Here is a 16,211-nt window from a genome sequence, read left to right as displayed (position 1 = left end):
CCTCGTCACCGGGGCCAGCGGCATGCTGGCCCACGACATCGTGCCCGCCCTGCGCGAGGCCGGGTGGGTCGTGACGGCCATGGACCGCGGCGACCTCGACGTCACCGATCCTGCGCAGTGCGTGGCCGCGGTCGACGGGCACGATCTCGTCGTCAACGCCGCGGCCTACACGGCCGTCGACGACGCCGAGACCCACGAGGCGGCCGCCTTCGCGGTCAACGCCGTCGGCGCCGCCAACGTCGCGCGGGCGTGCTCTCGTGCCGGTGCGCGTCTCGTCCACGTCTCGACCGACTACGTCTTCGACGGCACGGCCACAGAGCCGTATGCCGTGGACCACCCGGTCGCACCGCGCTCGGCCTACGGCCGCACCAAGGCGGCCGGTGAGTGGGCAGTCCGTGCGCTCTGTGCCGAGTCGTGGGTGGTGCGCACGGCCTGGCTCTACGGCGCCGGTGGCCCCAACTTCGTGTCGACGATGCTGCGCCTAGCCGGTGAGCGCGAGACGGTTTCCGTGGTCGACGACCAGGTGGGCCAGCCGACGTGGACCGTCGACCTCGCAGACCTCATCGTGCGTCTCGTCGACGCGGAGGCCCCCTTCGGGATCCACCACGGCACGTCCAGCGGCCAGACGACGTGGTTCGGGTTCGCTGGCGCGATCTTCGAACTCAACGGCCTAGACCCAGAGCGCGTCCTTTCTACGACTACCGAGGCATTTCCGCGCCCCGCACGGCGTCCCGCTTGGAGCGTGCTGGCACACAACGCTGGCGAAGGCGCACGTCCCGAACTCACGATGAGGAACTGGCGTGAGGCTCTGGCAGCCTATTTGAATGCGGTGCGCAATTGAAGCACAGTTCATCTATGACGACTCGTGGCCACCCCGGCACGTCTGGGTCTCATGTGATGGCTCGGGACCTTAGTATTGAGAGAAAAGGACTCCGGCTGAGACCAAGCCCGACATGCAAAATCATGCGTGGATGATCATGCCCTCCGAGTTGTCGGAAGTCAGTTCAAAATCGCTTCTCTCAGACGCCGGTCAACAACTTCGCGCGCGATAGCGACACTCGCCTGAGACGAGATCCTTGCTTCAACACCTACACCCGCGTCTGACAAAAGGTCAGTCACCTTTTGATGATACTCAAAACCGACGCTCGGAACGCCATTCGCCATAGCCGCGATGATTCCGTGCAAACGCCCAGATACCACCAACGAAGCTGACCCGATGAGTTCCCAAGTCTCTCGGACACCAATATCCACATACCGAAGACGTCGAACTGGAACGCCCGAAAGCGCACCCGCGCAGCGCTCAGAAAATTCATCGTCCCCATGCGTGGAGTTGGAGTTCACGCTCAGTACAACCACATCCAATGCCAGCTGTTCAGTAGCAGCAAACTCCTTGATTGCTAAGATCGTTCCTGAATGGTGCTCCCACGGAGCATCGATACAGGGAATCAACACGATCCGGCCTGGAATTCGACTTACATTAGCGGGTGGGGAACCGAGCACGATGTCTCCCCAGTTCTGCGTTACCTGTCCCAGTCCCTTGCTCACAGCAAGCCGATAGGAACGCTCATCCCTCACGGCAACCGAATCGAAACGACTCAGGAAATCAAGCACCTCATCAGCATCGCTGTTGCGCTCAAACGGGCCAATCGAAACGCTCACGGCACGCCACTTGAATCGCGACCGCCGGGTAAGTTTGGCCTGAACCCTTCTAACGCCCTCGAGGCTAGAAAGCACCGAGCCCCCGCCCATCACCAGTGTGCGACAACGCAGTAGTCCCTCGAGTCCGACGGCTAAGCGAACGATTCCACCTATACGACCTTCATTTTGGAACTGTTTCCTTAGCAGCCGTCCGGACCACGAGTACGAAGCCTGGATGCCGCCAATAGGCGGGCAGCCAAAGACTACCTCTTCCGCACCGGTGTAACGTCCTGGATCCGCCGCGATCGTTTTCACAAAGAGATCATCACCAAAGTTGTCCATTCCGAAGTAGCCGACCACATAGGCCCTTGTCGCCCTAGACATGCGTCCATTCCCTTTGCTTGCGTCGACGAATGATCACTGAAAGCCCCATCGTTAGGGTTATTACATAGCTACATCCCAGAGCGTAGCCGACTCCGCGACTCCCCCCGTAAAGTGCACCAACATAGGCAGCCACAATAGTTATCGGCACGGAGATGGCGCGAACCAATGCGAAGGGTCCCAGCCGATCGGTGGCGCGGCAATACAATTCAATTGTGTCGACCATTTGATTTACCAAAGACGCGACCGCAAACAGCGGAAGCACTAAGAAGACACTGGGTCCCACCTCGCCGAAAAACCGTTCCACCCAATGGGATGGCACAACTTGAAGCAGTGCAACGAAAAGAGCGACCAGAAACCCTTGCGCGGCTACCCATGCTACGAAGCCCACCTTGGAAACACTCCCTGAAGCGCGATGGCGCTTCGACTGGAAGGCAAGAAATTGAGGGCCAAGGCCGCGGACCACCTGAAGAGGGAGACCAACCAAAGACTGCGAAGTCCTAACGACGCCTAGAACTGAGTAGCCCGCCGCACCGAGAACACCTACAGGGACCAGGAATTGAGCGACAATACTGGCTCCGTAGGTGATCCCGAGCAACTTCCAAGAGCCCCCCACAGAACTGCGGAAATACTGGTAAGACTCACGCGTCGGCCAGTAGCCACCAGATACTATGACCACACCAATCAACACGGCGCTTGAGACGCCTTGGCCGGTTAGAGGCCCAATCCATCCGCCCGGCCGCCCCGTCCACACCCAGAAAGCCCAAGCCACAAATACCAGCGCAGCATACATGGACGTGAGCCGGAATGCTGCCGCATTGTTGCCGTCCGCGTAATATGAAGCACGCATTCCGTCCACGACCAACCGACTCAGGGAAGCCGTTACAAGCGACGCCAACGCTATGGGGCTGTAGGCGTCGAAACTCAGCATGACTGCGAGGCAAACTACAGGTGCCGTGAAAAGCGCCGCCATGGAGACTACCCCAGCGTACCAGCGTCTATCGCTGCGGTCGGCCCCCGAAGAGGTAAGGATCCACGTGACCGGTATCGCTTGGAAAGCACCAGTAACCACCACGAAAATCAACAAGAGGAACGTGTAACGCCCAACGTCGTCGCTTATCGCGACTTGTGTCGTCAGCAGTAGCCCGCCGAACTGAACTCCTGTGAGAAGAGCATGTTCGGACAAACCGAGAATGGCTACGGAGCTTCGCCGTCGTGTTCCCCCCATCATCTACTCACCGTTCTCCAAAGAGTTGAGAGCGTCGATCACCCGCGCCCCTCAATCGGTCAGTAGCACCCCTGCGCGCCACGGCTAGTATCAAAATGGCATAGGGCGTAGAAACATATGCCCATCGGATTCTGTCAAGTTTGTCGGCATACTTGATTCCGAGACGCAGAACCTTGGAACTTCCTACAAAACTAAGAACACCCCGAACGATTCCGACTCTCCGAGAGCTGGGGAATTTCTCGGAGTATAGGAACGTGGGAACGTTCGCGGCTTCCGGTGCGACTTTCAATAGAGTCTCACTACCATAAAACGTTGAGCAGTAGACTTTGGCCGCAAAAGTACGCCAATCCTGCCCCACTTCGATGTGCGACGCGGAGGCTTCTTGCGACAACTCGATTGTGCAACCGGACCTAACGGCCCTAAAGCCAAACTCAAGGTCCTCCTGTCCATATTGAGGAAAGTCCGTCCTAAACCCTCCCAATGAGGAGAACAGTTGCGTACTCATTGACATATTCATAGTAACGATTCGGTGAGGCGGTAAAGAATTCGAGGGTAAGCCCACGCTCGCTTGGTGCCTCCCCTGCTTGTAGCGATAATAATTACTCGCTTCAACCCACTCGCTGGGAAAGTGCACATCGCCACAGACGATGTCCGCACTTCCATCCCTCGCGTGAGCATTGGCATGCCGCGAAACGAAGCCGGATGCAACCCTCATGTCATCATCCAAGAAGAGGAGAACGCTGCCGGCCGCTACGAATGCGCCTGCATTTCTCTTTACGCCAATGTTGTTTTCCGCTTCAACTAATCGTAAACGGAGGCCTTTGTCTTTATGAGCTCGCATCACGGAGTCGACAGGGCTGCCAACAGGAGAATTCACGACAATCACTTCGAAGGGTGGGGTCTCAGGGCTCTGCCTGCCCAAATCGTCCAGCAATGCGTCGAGCGCTTCCACGCGATTGTGGGTTGGAATTACTACGGAGATCAGAAGCCCGCGCACTGGTGCGCCTTTCCACTTGTGTTGTAGTCGCTAGGTGGGGGTAACACCATGCCACGAAAAGCGCGAAATAGAAGATTGAAGCACTGAAGGGCTGATATAGGGTCCCATTAGCAAATAGGGAGTTAGCTAGAAAGATTGAGTACGCTGCGATTGTTAACTGGTAGACCCTTCGCTGCTCCGGACAAGGTGTGTTTCTAGCCACCTTCCACAGTCGCCCGAATGTAGCAAGCATGCCCAGGATCGCCGCGCCTCCCAGGATGAAACCGAACACCGTTATTAGCTCCGCGAACTGATTGTGGGCCATAGGCGCAAGCACGCTCTCGCGCGGGACCAACGCCGTCCCTCCCATGCCATAGCCACCCCCAAGTAGATACGCGAAGGGCGTATGCAGGTCCCCGAGAGCTGCAAAATTCGCTGCCGGTAAAGCTGTTAGCCGCTCACCAACGGATTGATCGACCGGAACGTCATAGTTCACTATGGCTGGATCGCTTACTAGCCCGAAACTTGAGGCTGTGGCAATGAACCGATCACGCAGGCCTTCAATGTCAGCGGCGACATAAGCTGCAGCCATAGCAAACGGCGCGACTTTCAGTATCTTGGACGGCAATTTCCGCCTATAGAGCCAGGCGAGCGCAATGATTGAAAGTAGGATATTCGCCATTCCTGCTTTGGAGAGCGACGTTGCAGCCGAAACAGCGATGACCAGCGCGCACACGGTGCCGACACGACGCGTGGCCAGAGGCGCTAGTACTATCAAGGCACCGGCACCGATGCCAAAAGACGTAAGGCTGCCTGCTAGAGATGCATAGCGATCCAAGCCAGCCCGTTCCGAGGAAGACGCGAACCACCCGATAGGACCCGTAACGAGTTGCAACGGTAGGGACAGGCTTGCAATCGCCCCGAAGAGCAGCATGACGGTGACGTTCCGCCTAAGGTCATCCTGCGTGCTTGTGAAGAGAATCAATGCCAAGAATACAGGAAAGGCAAATACCAATCGCACATACCCCGACGTCACCCCTGAAAAATCCGTATACGCCAGAGAAATAGGCAAGCCCAATGTGCAGATGGCTGCCCACGTGAAGCCCCAAGAACTGCCGCGCCAATTGTGTCGCCGTCCCGATGTGACGGCGGCAACTACGACGAGTGACGCCACGGCGGCGTACACAGCGAGGTACACGGGACCGGCAACGTTGCGCAGCAGGTGCAAGTTGACGACAATATAGATTCCTGCAAAGAGGACCACCCGAGGTATTCGCGGGGCGGCCTCCTGCTCAGTTGAAGGGGGCACTGCGTAACCCTGCCCAGACATGGTGGCGCCGAGCGGTCGACAGTATGAAGTTGACTGCACGCTCGCTTGTGTTTTCAATCAGGTAGTCATCGGGTGCGAGATGATCGATACCTCGTTGCCGCGTGGCGGCCATAGCGACACGCACGCCTGCAACTACATCGTCGGCATCCAGGCCCGTCATGACAATGGCTCCAGTGTCGAGTGCCTCGGGCCTCTCGATGGAGTCTCGGAGGGTGACCGCGGGAAAGCCAAGCAGCGACGACTCCTCAGCGATGGTGCCTGAATCGCTGAGGCAGCACGCGGCGGCAATCTGAAGTCTATTGTAATCATGAAAGCCAAGGGGGTCACTGAACGTGACACCTTTCGGTGCACTCCAGTTGGGCAAAGCTTCAAGTCTCTTGCGAGTACGTGGATGTGTCGACACAAAAATCGGCAGTTGGAATTCATGATGTACCGCCGTGAGGCAATCCAGCATTTTCTGCAATCGCGGCGGCGAGTCGACATTCTCCTCCCGGTGCGCGCTCACGAGGATATAGCCGCCTTCCACGAGACCTAAGCGTTCAAGCACATCAGACGCCGATATATTGCTCATGTAGGCATTGAGAACCTCCCGCATTGGGGAGCCTGTCTTGAGTATGCGCCGTGGGTGCAATCCTTCCGCCAGGAGATTACGCCGCGCATGCTCGGTATAGACAAGGTTGAAGTCGGCAACGTGGTCTACGAGGCGCCGGTTGGTTTCCTCGGGAACGTTTTCATCGAAGCACCTATTGCCTGCCTCCATGTGATAGACGGGGATACGCATGCGCTTTGCCATAACCGCAGCGATGCAGCTGTTTGTATCTCCAAGGACAAGTAGTGCGTCAGGCCGCTCGGAGATTAGCACCTCCTCGGTCCTGATGAGGGTCTCGCCCAAAACCCGCCCGAGTGAACTCGTATCGACGCCGAGCATGTGGTCGGGAGCCCTTATGCCGAGGTCTTGGAAGAAGACCTCATTGAGCGCGTAGTCGTAGTTCTGGCCGGTGTGAACCAAAACATGGTCGACGGTATTGTCTAACCTCTTGATTGTTTGGGACAGGCGGATCAACTCAGGCCTCGTGCCCACGATGGTCATGACCTTCAGCATGATTCAACTTTCTCGGAGCCCACAAGCTCTCTGTACGTGTCAGGGTCGCTCGGGTCAAAGAGCTCGTTGGTCCAGAAAAGCGTCACCAGCTCCTCGTCGCCGGTGTTGGTGATGTTGTGCGCCCACATCGTTGGCATGTCAACAATCACGGGCAGTTCGCCACTTACATCGAAACGCACGACGTCTGTACCGAGGACCTTGCGCAGGCCGATCGTGGCTCGTCCTGAGAGAACCACGAACCGCTCGATCTTTCGGAGGTGGAAGTGCTCTCCGCGTGTCACCCCGGGTCGCGTCGTGGAGACAAAGGTCTGTCCCTGGCCACCGTGGCTGCGCACAGTCTCGACGAGCCGTCCACGGTCGTCCGCGTGAGCTGTCAGTGCGATGGGGTACCTCTCAGGAAAGAGTCTTGAGCGGAAGGTATTGAACAAGTCCACTTCGAACTGAGAGGACAGCTTGGGGACATCGCCTACGGCATACGTGTCAGCGAAACCCTGAAGTAGATCCCACACCCGGCTCACCGAGATGTCGGTGGCGCGCGGGCGCACCACTCCCGGAGCACCGGTCAGGGCGTCCAGAAGAGTCGCCGCAGCAGACTGGGAGTGGAGGAGGGGCACCGCCCGGTCCACTACCTGTGGCTGAGTTCCAAGCACAGCGTGTTCTACGAACGTCGCCACGAAAGAGTTGTAATCCGGGCGGCCGTGCTCTCCGAACAGGTTGGGGAGCTGGACATCGACGAATGTCCCGCCGCTACTCTCGACGGAAGCACGCAAGAGCCGAGCAGCAACCTCTTTCCCCGTGCCGTATGGGGTCCCATTGCCACTCTGAATCGAATTGGCGTAGACCAGCGTGCGCGGGCCGCCAGCGCCCTCAACGGCACGGGCCACGTCTCGCGCAAGCGCCTCATTGCCACGCTCGACCACATCGGGCTCGCCTCGGTTCACACCCGCGATGTGCACGATGGCGTCGGCCGATTTCACCAGGCTGGCAAGCTCGGCCCAGTTGTCCCGCTGGGCCGGCAGCAGCTCATGAATCCCCTCTGCGTGTGCACGCACACGCAGATGCCAGCCGAGAAATCCGTCGGCGCCGGTGACGACAACCTTCACGCGGGCAGACCTGACATGAGGCGATCGAACTCCGGAAGACGGAGTAGTAGGTCTTTCGTTCCATCCACGTCGAGCCGCTTAGTATTCTCACTGGTGTAGTCCTCCAGCTGTGCTGGAAGTTCTTCGCCCTCTTCAAAAAAGAGTTCGTACTGGAGGGAACGCGCGTCCAAGGGCACCCGAAAGTAGTCACCCTGGTCTTGCGCCTTGGCGATCTCTTCGCGACTAAGCAGCGTCTCGTGCATCTTCTCGCCGTGTCGCATTCCGAGCCGAGTGATCTCCGGCGAGGACTCGCCGAGCAACTCCGCCACCGAGCGCGCCAGCGTCTCTACCGTCGATGCTGGTGCCTTGCGCACGAACAGGTCGCCAGGCTCGGCATGGAGGAAGGCGTGCTCCACGAGATCGACTGACTCCTGCAACGACATCAAGAAGCGAGTCATGCTGGGCTCGGTCAGCGTGAGGGGTTTCTGCTGTTGAGTCTGCTGGACGAACAAGGGAATCACGGACCCTCGGCTATACATAACGTTCCCGTAGCGGGTCACCGAGACTGTGGTCTTGGACTCCGGGTGATTTCGAGCGAAGGCCTGGGCGGTCTTCTCCATCAACGCCTTGGACATCCCCATGGCGTTCACGGGATAGACCGCCTTGTCGGTGCTGAGGCACACCACGCTTCGCACACCGGCGGCCGCCGCCGCCTCTAAGACGTTGCGACTGCCCACGATGTTAGTCTTGACCGCCTGTTCAGGGAAAAACTCACAGGACGGCACCTGCTTAAGAGCCGCCGCGTGGAACACGAAATCGACGTCGACGGTCGCCGACCTAACACTGTCAATATCACGCACATCGCCAACGAAGAGCTTGAGTCGGCTGTCGCTGACTCGCCGACGCATGTCATCCTGTTTCGCTTCGTCGCGCGACAGCACCCTGACCTCGTGCACCCCGCGGTCCAACAGGTGACGGACCATGATCGATCCAAACGAACCGGTCCCACCCGTGATAAGGACACTCGCGCCTGACACTGATTCAGTCATCGGTACCACCCATATCGCCGCGTGCGGCCTCAGTCTTGATGCGCATGCGCAGCTCTTCCCATCCTTCGATTCCCACCGGTGGCGTCCATCCCGCCCCGGTCAGCCAGCTTCGATCTTGACCCTGTCCGAACCACATCATCTCGACTCGTCGGGCATTTGTCGCAATCGGTCCCGAGCGACGACCCGCTCGCTCCAAGAGCTGCACGATCCGACTGGCGAAGCGTTGTGGGAGGACACGAGGTTCCCTTCCCCCTAGCACGCGCATGAGGCCGCCTGTGGTCATCCCCTCCCACGGGTGGATGACGACGCTTGGAGGCTCAGGCGTGCAGGTGGCCAAGAAGGCGATCGCACTCGCCACGTTTTCGACGAGGGCTTGTGGAGACGGAGAAGTTGGAGGCGCAGCCACGCTGCGCAGCGGCGACTCGGCCAGCCGCACGACCGAACGACTTACGCGTCGGTCGGGTGCATGAACGCTTGGCGGCCGATAGATGACGTGGCGTTCGGGGCACGCACGACGGATCGCTCGCTCGCCTTCGGCCTTAGATACGGCATACGGCGAAAACACGTCGAACTCGTCAGAGTCCGTCAGCATTGCCGCGCGGCCTTGTACGACCGCACTGCTCACGTGGACGAAGCGGGCGCCAGGCACGTCACTCACAGCCTCGGCGAGCAATCCGGGAAGCAAAGCGTTCGCCTGTAGGAGGGCGGTCTGGTCTGTCGACGAGGCATTTGGGTCTCCGGCGGCATTGATGACGCAGTGGCACCCCTCTATCGCGTCCCGGATCGCCCCGCGAGACTTAGGATCGCCAAACACCGACATGGTCCGCGGGTCTATCTCGCCCGAGACACGGAGCCCTGAGATGCGTCGTACTTCCTGACCGGCAGCCTCAAGGTCCGACACGACGGCACGCCCGATGAAGCCTGATGCCCCGACCACGGCCACTGTCACGCGGACACCCGCTCACCTGTCGGGGCGAGGATCGCCTCGATTCGTTCCAGAGCCGCCTGCTCGGCATACGTCTGCTCGTAATGCACGCGCGCGGCTGCGCCCATCGCGTCCAGCTCGACCGGCGACAGGGCAGCCAACCGCTCGGCCGCGGCCGCCATCTCCGAATCAGATCCGGGGGTCACGCACAGACCGCCGCCACTGTTGACGATGACGCGAGCGGCATCACCAGCAATTGCACCGATCAGGGGACGGCCTGCGGCCATCGTCGCTTGCAGCTTGCTCGGGAGCGTCATTCGCGATAGCGGTCGGTCACGCAGGCTGATTACCTGGACGTCCCCTGCTGCAAGTACCTGAGCCATCCTCTCGAAGGGCTGGGAAGGGACAAACACCACGTTAGTCAGCGCGCCGGCGGCGACTGCCTGCTTCAGACGAGCCTCCTCGACGCCGCCACCCACGAGCACGAAGGCGATGTCGTGTCGGTGTCGTAGACGCTCCGCCGCACGCACCATTGTGTCCAGGGACTGAAATTCGCCGAAATTGCCGGCGTACATCACCGTAAACCGGCCTTCTACCCCAAGAGCCTTCTTCGCCTCGGCCCGGTCTTCAACAGGTCTGAAGGCTGACTCATCCGCCCAGTTGGGGACGTAGGACAGTTTCTGAGCTGGGACGCCGCGCTCGAGCAGACGGTCCGCCATGCCGGGGGCGGTGACCGCGACGTGGCGTGCCCGTCGGTAGGTTGAGTCGCAGAAGCGGTGAAGTCCTCTCTCAACGAACGATGCGCGATCGGACGACAAAAAGCCTGAGGCGGTCACCGTGTCCGGCCAGAGATCCTGGATGTGCAGCACGAAGGGAGTGCCGCGCCTTCGCTGCAGGGCGAGGGCCGGCACCGCCGTGGTGGCTGGCGTCGAGTGGACCCATGCCACATCGACGTCCGGTAGCCGCGAAAGCGCAACCGCCGAAGCCGCGGCGGCAAAGGTGAGGTAGTTGCCTGCACGTCGGAGTGCACGATCGTCATGGTTGACCCATAGCGGCGCTCGATGGACCTCAAGACCGTCCACGGATTCGTGCTGATAGGCCCGTACTGAGTACCCCGGATACAGCTCACCGTCCGGATAGTTGGGGAATCCGGTGAGAACGTGCACCTCGTGACCCCGGTTCACAAGCGCGCGAGCGATGACGCCGGGGAGTGCGGCCGATCCTCGCTCGGGATCGAACCACTGGCTGATGTACGCGATACGCATTACGAGGTTCGCTCCATGAGGGCTGGAAGGGCAAGGAAGAGGGCGACAGCCGCGCCAGTGACTAGGACGGAGCCCGCGGGTGGCAGCAGCACGCAGGCCATGAGGACGACAGCAGACCCGCTGGCCACTAGCAGCGCTACAGCGACGTGCGACAAACCTGCAACTGAAACCAGCCGTTGATAGGCATGCTCGCGATGCGCTTCCATGAGAGCAGCCCCACGCTGCTTCCTGCGTAGAAGAGTGACGGTTACGTCGCCGATATAGAGCGCCAGTGGCGCCAACAAGACACTCACTGAGGCATCCTGCGAAGCGCCAAGGACGACACCTCCTGCGATGAGGGCTCCCATGAGGTAGCTCCCTGAGTCACCGAGGAACAGTCGTGCACGAGGAACGTTCCATGGAAGGAAGCCCAGAGCCGTACCCACCGCAACGCATCCGAGTACGCCGACACTGGCGAGCGCGAAGGGTCCCGAGGACGCCACGATCCAAGCAGCGGACCCCCATACTATGAGCACGGCCCCACTGATCCCGTTGATACCGTCCATGAAGTTGACGACATTGACGACCAAGGGGAAGATCGCCGCCGCGGCCACCGCGAGCCACGCGTCGCCAAGCGCGAAGCCGAGCAGAAATCCGGACAAGGCCTGCACGGCTAGGCGCGGAAGAGGTGGAAGAGAGCGTAGATCATCTGTCAAACCCACCCCCGTCAGCACGACAATCGCGAATAGCGTCGCCCAACTGACCGGCAGGCCCAGGAGCGCCGCCGCGCCAGAGGCGACGAGGAGGCCCAGAAGGCAGGCCAAGCCCCCGGCCCTGGGAACCGGAATAGCGTGAGATGACCGATGGTTGGGGACGTCAAGGATGTTGCGGCGCAGCAGGAGCGCGCGCACTACTGGAGCCGCTGCAGCCGTCACCACAAGTGCTATAAGCAGCACAAGGACCTGCCTCATGCCGTACGCGCCCGCACAATCTGAGGTGCGCTTACCCCTGCTTCCCGCGCCATCCAGGCCACCGCGTCAGGTGGCGTAGCAAAGCTGATTTCGCGCGTGAGGTCAGATTCGATGAGCGGCACTCCCACGCTGTTCACCAAAGGATGGGCGGTTTCTCGACGATCCTCGTTGCTCGAGAAGAGCTCCTCGCCCAGTTTCTCGCCGGGTCGCAAGCCAGTAAAGACGACGTCGATGTCTCGACGTCCACTCATACGAATTAGGGTCTGTGCAACTTCGAGAATCTTCACCTGCTCACCCATCTCAAGCACCATGACCTCGCCATCGACGCCGATGGATGCGGCTTCGAGTACGAGCTGGCATGCTTCAGGAATGAGCATGAAGTAGCGGCGGACGTCTGGATGGGTGACTGTAATCGGGCCGCCGAGCTCGATCTGTGCCGTGAATGCGTGCACGACCGAACCCCGGGACCCCAGCACGTTACCAAAGCGCACAGACACATAGCGGCCGTCGGCTCGACGGGCAAAGTCGGCGGTCAGTCGCTCAGCGACGCGCTTGCTATATCCAAGTACGCAGGTCGGATTCGCAGCTTTGTCGGTCGAGATGTTGACGAATGTTGAGACACCGACCGCCTCTGCGGCGGTGAGGACATTCAGTGTGCCAACAACGTTGCTTTTCCACGCTTCCAGGGGGTGCGCTTCGAGCAGCGGGAGGTGCTTCAGCGCCGCCGCGTGGAAGACGACCTCAGGACGCGCACGTTCGAACGCGTCCGCAAGCGCCGTGGTGTCGCGGATATCCGCAAGAATCAGGTCGTCGGAATCGAGGAGACCGTGACCAGACAAGCTCATCTCAGTGGCTTGGAGACCGGACTCATCGCGGTCCAGCATGAATAGGCGCGAAGGGCCGAACCGCGCGATCTGCCGGCAAAGTTCCGATCCGATAGAGCCGCCGGCACCCGTGACGAGGACACGTCGGCCCGAGATCTGCTCAGCGATGGCCGTTGTGTCCAGCTCGATTGGACGGCGGCCCAATAGGTCAGCGACGTCGAGGTCGCGTAGATCGTTCGGGGTGGGGCGACCGCCCATGATGTCCTTGAGCGGTGGCAGGCTGACGACATCGAGGCCGGCATCGGCAGCACGCGCAGCAAGATCGCGCAGCGTCGCTGCCTCGGCATTCGGCAGGGCCAGGACGAGAGTGTCGGCCTCGAACCGCTGCGCGACAGCCGCGATGTCGTCACGGGTGCCGCGCACGCGGAGTCCCTCGAGGCGGAGGCGGTTCTTGGACCGGTCGTCGTCGAGCAGCGCCACGGGTACGAACGACCCGGAACCGTCGTACTTCATGCTGCGGAGGAGGCGTCTGCCGGCCTCCCCGGCACCGAGAACGATGGCACGGCGCTCGGCAGCCGCCTGCATGGCCTTATGTGACCGGACGGTTCGCACGACGAAGCGCAGGGCGAACATCGTGGCGATAGCAAGGGCGCCGGCGGTTAGCGGAACGCCTCGTGGGATCACGGGGGGCGACACCATGAGCGACCACAGGAAGAGAACCGTGGTGACGATGGCCGTTGTGGTCGTCAGCTCGACTATCTCCTCGAAGGAGCCCAGCAGGTGGCTGATCGAGTAGGGCCCGACGAGGTAGCCGACGATGAGCTGTCCGATCATGGCAGCCAGGGCGAAGGTGGCGGTGCCCTTCAGGTAGGTCTCGTCGATCGAGAAGTCGAGACGAATCCACAGCGCCGCGAAAAGCATCGCGAACCAGATCAGCGCGTCGACCGCGGCCCAACCCAGCCTGACCCAACGAGCTCTGCGTACCTGTGCTGTCACCCTGTACTCACCACAATCCCTGACGTGCCCTGACTTCACGTGCGCGTCCTGAATCCTTCGCGACGGTCACGACCTCGTCCCGAGAACTCGACGTGAACGACATCAGATGTGTCATCTTGGCCAAACCACGCGCATAAGCAGCATAGCCGCGAATCGGCATACAGCCTGACATGTCTGGCTCGTGGACGAGTCGTCGCGCGCAGGCGGCCGCGGCAGCAGATCTGCGGCGAGCGGTCCACTACGCTGCGAGGCACCGGGACCCTCCCGGGCGGTTCGGCCTCGACGACCCTGCTGGAGGAGCCCGATGTACACACCCAAGATGAGTTCGCGCCTCGCGGTCGAGGCTCTCGGAACCTTTTGGCTGGTCTTCATCGGCTGCGGGTCCGCCATTTTCAACGCGAAGTTCGCCGTGCAAGCTCTGGACGGCCAGTCGGTTCAGCTGGGCATCGGCCACCTCGGCGTCGCCGTTGCCTTCGGTCTGGCGGTTACGACCATGGCCTACGCCGTCGGCCACGTCTCCGGCGCGCACTTCAACCCTGCCGTCACGATCGGGATCGCCGTCGCCAAGCGCTTCGAGTGGCGTGAGGTCCCCGCCTACGTCGCCGCCCAGCTCGTCGGCGGTCTCCTCGCGGGCGGTGCGCTCGCGGGCCTGCTGTCCTCGACCGGCCGGCCCGTCACCGGCAACCTCGCAGCCAACGGCTACGGAGCCCACTCCCCCGGCGGCTTCGCCCTGGGCGGCGTACTCATCGTCGAGGCGTTGGTCACCGCCTTCTTCGTTTACATCATCCTGGGAGCTACCAAGGACGACGCCCCAAAGGGCTTCGCCCCCCTCGCGATCGGCTTCGGCCTGCTCCTCGCTCACCTCGTCGCTATCCCAATCAGCAACGCCTCCATCAACCCGGCCCGCTCGACCGCTGTCGCCTTTTTCAACGGCAATGGCGCTCCCGGTCAGCTCTGGGGCTTCTGGCTGGCGCCGGTCGTTGGGGCTCTCATCGCTGGCTCGACTTTCGCCTGGATCACCGGCGAGCGACGCGACGCCATGGACATCAGTGGCTCGACCGACATGGTCGAGAACGCCGCGGTAGACGCGGAGGGGCGCCCGATCCTCGACGTGGACTCCACCGACTGACTCGCGATCAGGCCTTCGCGGCGAACATCCCTAGCCTGTCGGACCCGAGCAGCGGGAACACCGTGGAAGACGACAGCCTCGCCCGCTGCTCAAGGGCCTCTGCGAGGATCGTGCGGTAGTCGGTTGTCCCTGCTAGGTCACCGTTGTCGAGGTTGGCGGCTGCAAGCCCCGGCCAGGGGCCGTAGACCTTGCCCCCGCGTACCCCACCGCCCATCACCAGCGAGACATTGCCGTGCCCGTGGTCGAGCCCGCCCGAACCGTTCTCAGCAACACGTCGTCCGAACTCGCTGAGCGTCACGAGCGTCACGTCACTCATCTGCGCGCCGAGGTCCTGGTTGAAGGCAGCGAGCGCCTGCCCTAGCTCGGTGAGCTGGCGGAACATCCATCCGTTGTCGCTTTTGCCGAGCCCGGAGTGCATGTCCCAGTTGCCGACGTCTACGGTGGCCGCACGCAGCCCGACCCGAGCTTTGATGAGTCGAGCTAGGTCGCGCAGGGCGTCGCCAACCGCGCCCTTGGGGTATACCGCCCCGTTGGCGGGGGAATACCCGGCCGCTTTGAGCGGCGACATCATCGAGAGAGCCCCGAGGGTCGCTTGCGCGGGAGCAGCAAGCGTAGCGGGCGCACCGGCGTACAACGCATTGAGGGCCGTGGTCCAGCGCGTCGTCTCTGCGGGCGTGTTCGCGCCGCTCAAGGCGAAGCTGTCGACGGTGCGAATCGCGACCTCCGGGTTGGGCCCGATCATCGACTGTGGCGTCGTCGCCGAGCCGACGGCAGCCGACGCGAAGGTCGACACCGGCCCACTCAGCCCGATCATACGGTCGAGCCAACCCGTGCGCAGCGACGACCCGGGGGCTGCGTTCTCCATCGTGGCCATGGCCTCGAAGTGCGACCGCGTCCGGTTGACTTGGCCCACCGCGTGCACGGCCGCGAGGCCACCGGCGTCCCAGATCGGCTTGAGGGGTGCGAGCGCTGGGTGAAGCCCGAACATGGCGTCGAGCTTGATCGCCCGCGAAGCCGGGACGGCGATGGTCGGACGAGCCGCGAAGTACGCGGGGTCTCCGACCGGGGCGACGGCAGACAGCCCGTCGAAGCCACCGCGGAGACTGAGGATGACGACGGTGTCGCCGGTGTAGTCCGTGCCGGCGAAGGCCAGCTGGGTGGCGGCGCTCGGACCGGCGACACCGACGACGGCGCCGATCGCGCCCAGCGCCGACGCGCCGGCGAGGAGGGTGCGGCGGGACACCTGGGAGGTGAGGGCCTGGCCCTGCGGGCACCCGCAGCCCTCCGGGGGCGCGGTGGTCTCGGCGGAGGTCGCCGACACGGGATTTCTGGTCAT

13 protein-coding genes are annotated in these 16,211 nt (G+C 61.7%); 2 read left to right on the top strand and 11 right to left on the bottom strand.

Going from position 1 to position 16,211, the window contains the following annotated elements; genetic code table 11:
* Nucleotides 1-22 precede the first annotated feature (22 nt).
* Nucleotides 23-841, top strand: a complete 819-nt coding sequence (gene rfbD / locus U5C87_RS10870) for a dTDP-4-dehydrorhamnose reductase (protein ID WP_443082131.1) — start codon at nucleotides 23-25, stop codon at nucleotides 839-841.
* A gap of 158 nt (nucleotides 842-999) precedes the next feature.
* On the opposite strand, the gene U5C87_RS10865 is transcribed toward rfbD, so the two are convergent.
* From U5C87_RS10865 to U5C87_RS10825, 10 genes are all read right to left on the bottom strand, one after another.
* The gene (locus U5C87_RS10865) at nucleotides 1,000-1,998 is read right to left on the bottom strand and encodes a polysaccharide pyruvyl transferase family protein (RefSeq protein WP_330476580.1); all 999 of its coding nucleotides are present in this window, start codon (nucleotides 1,996-1,998) and stop codon (nucleotides 1,000-1,002) included.
* Between the two features lie 1,256 nt (nucleotides 1,999-3,254).
* The gene (locus U5C87_RS22660; RefSeq protein WP_443082115.1) at nucleotides 3,255-4,199 is read right to left on the bottom strand and encodes a glycosyltransferase family 2 protein; all 945 of its coding nucleotides are present in this window, start codon (nucleotides 4,197-4,199) and stop codon (nucleotides 3,255-3,257) included.
* Entirely contained in the window at nucleotides 4,150-5,487 is a 1,338-nt protein-coding gene (locus U5C87_RS10860) for a hypothetical protein (RefSeq protein WP_330476579.1), read from the bottom strand. The genes U5C87_RS22660 and U5C87_RS10860 overlap by 50 nt, the downstream gene beginning before the upstream one ends.
* 28 nt (nucleotides 5,488-5,515) lie before the next feature.
* A complete protein-coding gene (gene wecB, locus U5C87_RS10855; protein ID WP_330476578.1) occupies nucleotides 5,516-6,655 on the bottom strand; it encodes a non-hydrolyzing UDP-N-acetylglucosamine 2-epimerase in 1,140 nt (379 codons plus the stop codon).
* Nucleotides 6,649-7,758: a polysaccharide biosynthesis C-terminal domain-containing protein gene (locus tag U5C87_RS10850; RefSeq protein WP_330476577.1), complete on the bottom strand. Its 1,110-nt coding sequence runs from the start codon at nucleotides 7,756-7,758 to the stop codon at nucleotides 6,649-6,651. The genes wecB and U5C87_RS10850 overlap by 7 nt, the downstream gene beginning before the upstream one ends.
* Nucleotides 7,755-8,786: a polysaccharide biosynthesis protein gene (locus U5C87_RS10845; RefSeq protein ID WP_330476576.1), complete on the bottom strand. Its 1,032-nt coding sequence runs from the start codon at nucleotides 8,784-8,786 to the stop codon at nucleotides 7,755-7,757. Before U5C87_RS10845 ends, U5C87_RS10850 begins: the two co-directional genes overlap by 4 nt.
* Nucleotides 8,779-9,735 carry an NAD-dependent epimerase/dehydratase family protein gene (locus U5C87_RS10840; RefSeq protein ID WP_330476575.1) on the bottom strand — a complete coding sequence of 319 codons (957 nt, stop codon included), beginning with the start codon at nucleotides 9,733-9,735 and terminating at the stop codon, nucleotides 8,779-8,781. Before U5C87_RS10840 ends, U5C87_RS10845 begins: the two co-directional genes overlap by 8 nt.
* Nucleotides 9,732-10,976 (bottom strand): glycosyltransferase family 4 protein, encoded by a 1,245-nt coding sequence (locus U5C87_RS10835; RefSeq protein WP_330476574.1) that lies wholly within the window; start codon nucleotides 10,974-10,976, stop codon nucleotides 9,732-9,734. Before U5C87_RS10835 ends, U5C87_RS10840 begins: the two co-directional genes overlap by 4 nt.
* A complete protein-coding gene (locus U5C87_RS10830; RefSeq protein ID WP_330476573.1) occupies nucleotides 10,976-11,926 on the bottom strand; it encodes a UDP-phosphate glycosyltransferase in 951 nt (316 codons plus the stop codon). The genes U5C87_RS10835 and U5C87_RS10830 overlap by 1 nt, the downstream gene beginning before the upstream one ends.
* A complete protein-coding gene (locus tag U5C87_RS10825; RefSeq protein WP_330476572.1) occupies nucleotides 11,923-13,746 on the bottom strand; it encodes a polysaccharide biosynthesis protein in 1,824 nt (607 codons plus the stop codon). Before U5C87_RS10825 ends, U5C87_RS10830 begins: the two co-directional genes overlap by 4 nt.
* A gap of 304 nt (nucleotides 13,747-14,050) precedes the next feature.
* Between U5C87_RS10825 and aqpZ the strand changes: the two genes are divergently transcribed.
* Nucleotides 14,051-14,875: an aquaporin Z gene (gene aqpZ / locus U5C87_RS10820; RefSeq protein WP_330476571.1), complete on the top strand. Its 825-nt coding sequence runs from the start codon at nucleotides 14,051-14,053 to the stop codon at nucleotides 14,873-14,875.
* Nucleotides 14,876-14,882: 7 nt separating this feature from the next.
* Here the strand turns inward: aqpZ and U5C87_RS10815 are convergent, their stop codons facing one another.
* Nucleotides 14,883-16,211, bottom strand: a complete 1,329-nt coding sequence (locus tag U5C87_RS10815; protein ID WP_330476570.1) for a DUF1501 domain-containing protein — start codon at nucleotides 16,209-16,211, stop codon at nucleotides 14,883-14,885.

It is taken from the genome of Terrabacter sp. C0L_2 (assembly GCF_036352015.1).
In the GTDB taxonomy this organism is placed as follows: Bacteria; Actinomycetota; Actinomycetes; order Actinomycetales; family Dermatophilaceae; genus Terrabacter; species Terrabacter tumescens.
The sequence above is the reverse complement of the archived record's forward strand: the minus strand, read 5'-3'. Positions and strand labels throughout refer to the sequence as shown.

Excerpts from the sequence above, each read along its gene's own strand:
- wecB (WP_330476578.1), bottom strand. The coding sequence starts at position 6,655 with ATGCTGAAGGTCATGACCATCGTGGGCACGAGGCCTGAGTTGATCCGC.
- U5C87_RS10815 (WP_330476570.1), bottom strand. The coding sequence starts at position 16,211 with ATGACCAGAAATCCCGTGTCGGCGACCTCCGCCGAGACCACCGCGCCC.
- U5C87_RS10835 (WP_330476574.1), bottom strand. The coding sequence starts at position 10,976 with ATGCGTATCGCGTACATCAGCCAGTGGTTCGATCCCGAGCGAGGATCG.
- aqpZ (WP_330476571.1), top strand. The coding sequence starts at position 14,051 with ATGTACACACCCAAGATGAGTTCGCGCCTCGCGGTCGAGGCTCTCGGA.
- rfbD (WP_443082131.1), top strand. The coding sequence starts at position 23 with ATGCTGGCCCACGACATCGTGCCCGCCCTGCGCGAGGCCGGGTGGGTC.
- U5C87_RS10845 (WP_330476576.1), bottom strand. The coding sequence starts at position 8,786 with ATGACTGAATCAGTGTCAGGCGCGAGTGTCCTTATCACGGGTGGGACC.
- U5C87_RS10830 (WP_330476573.1), bottom strand. The coding sequence starts at position 11,926 with ATGAGGCAGGTCCTTGTGCTGCTTATAGCACTTGTGGTGACGGCTGCA.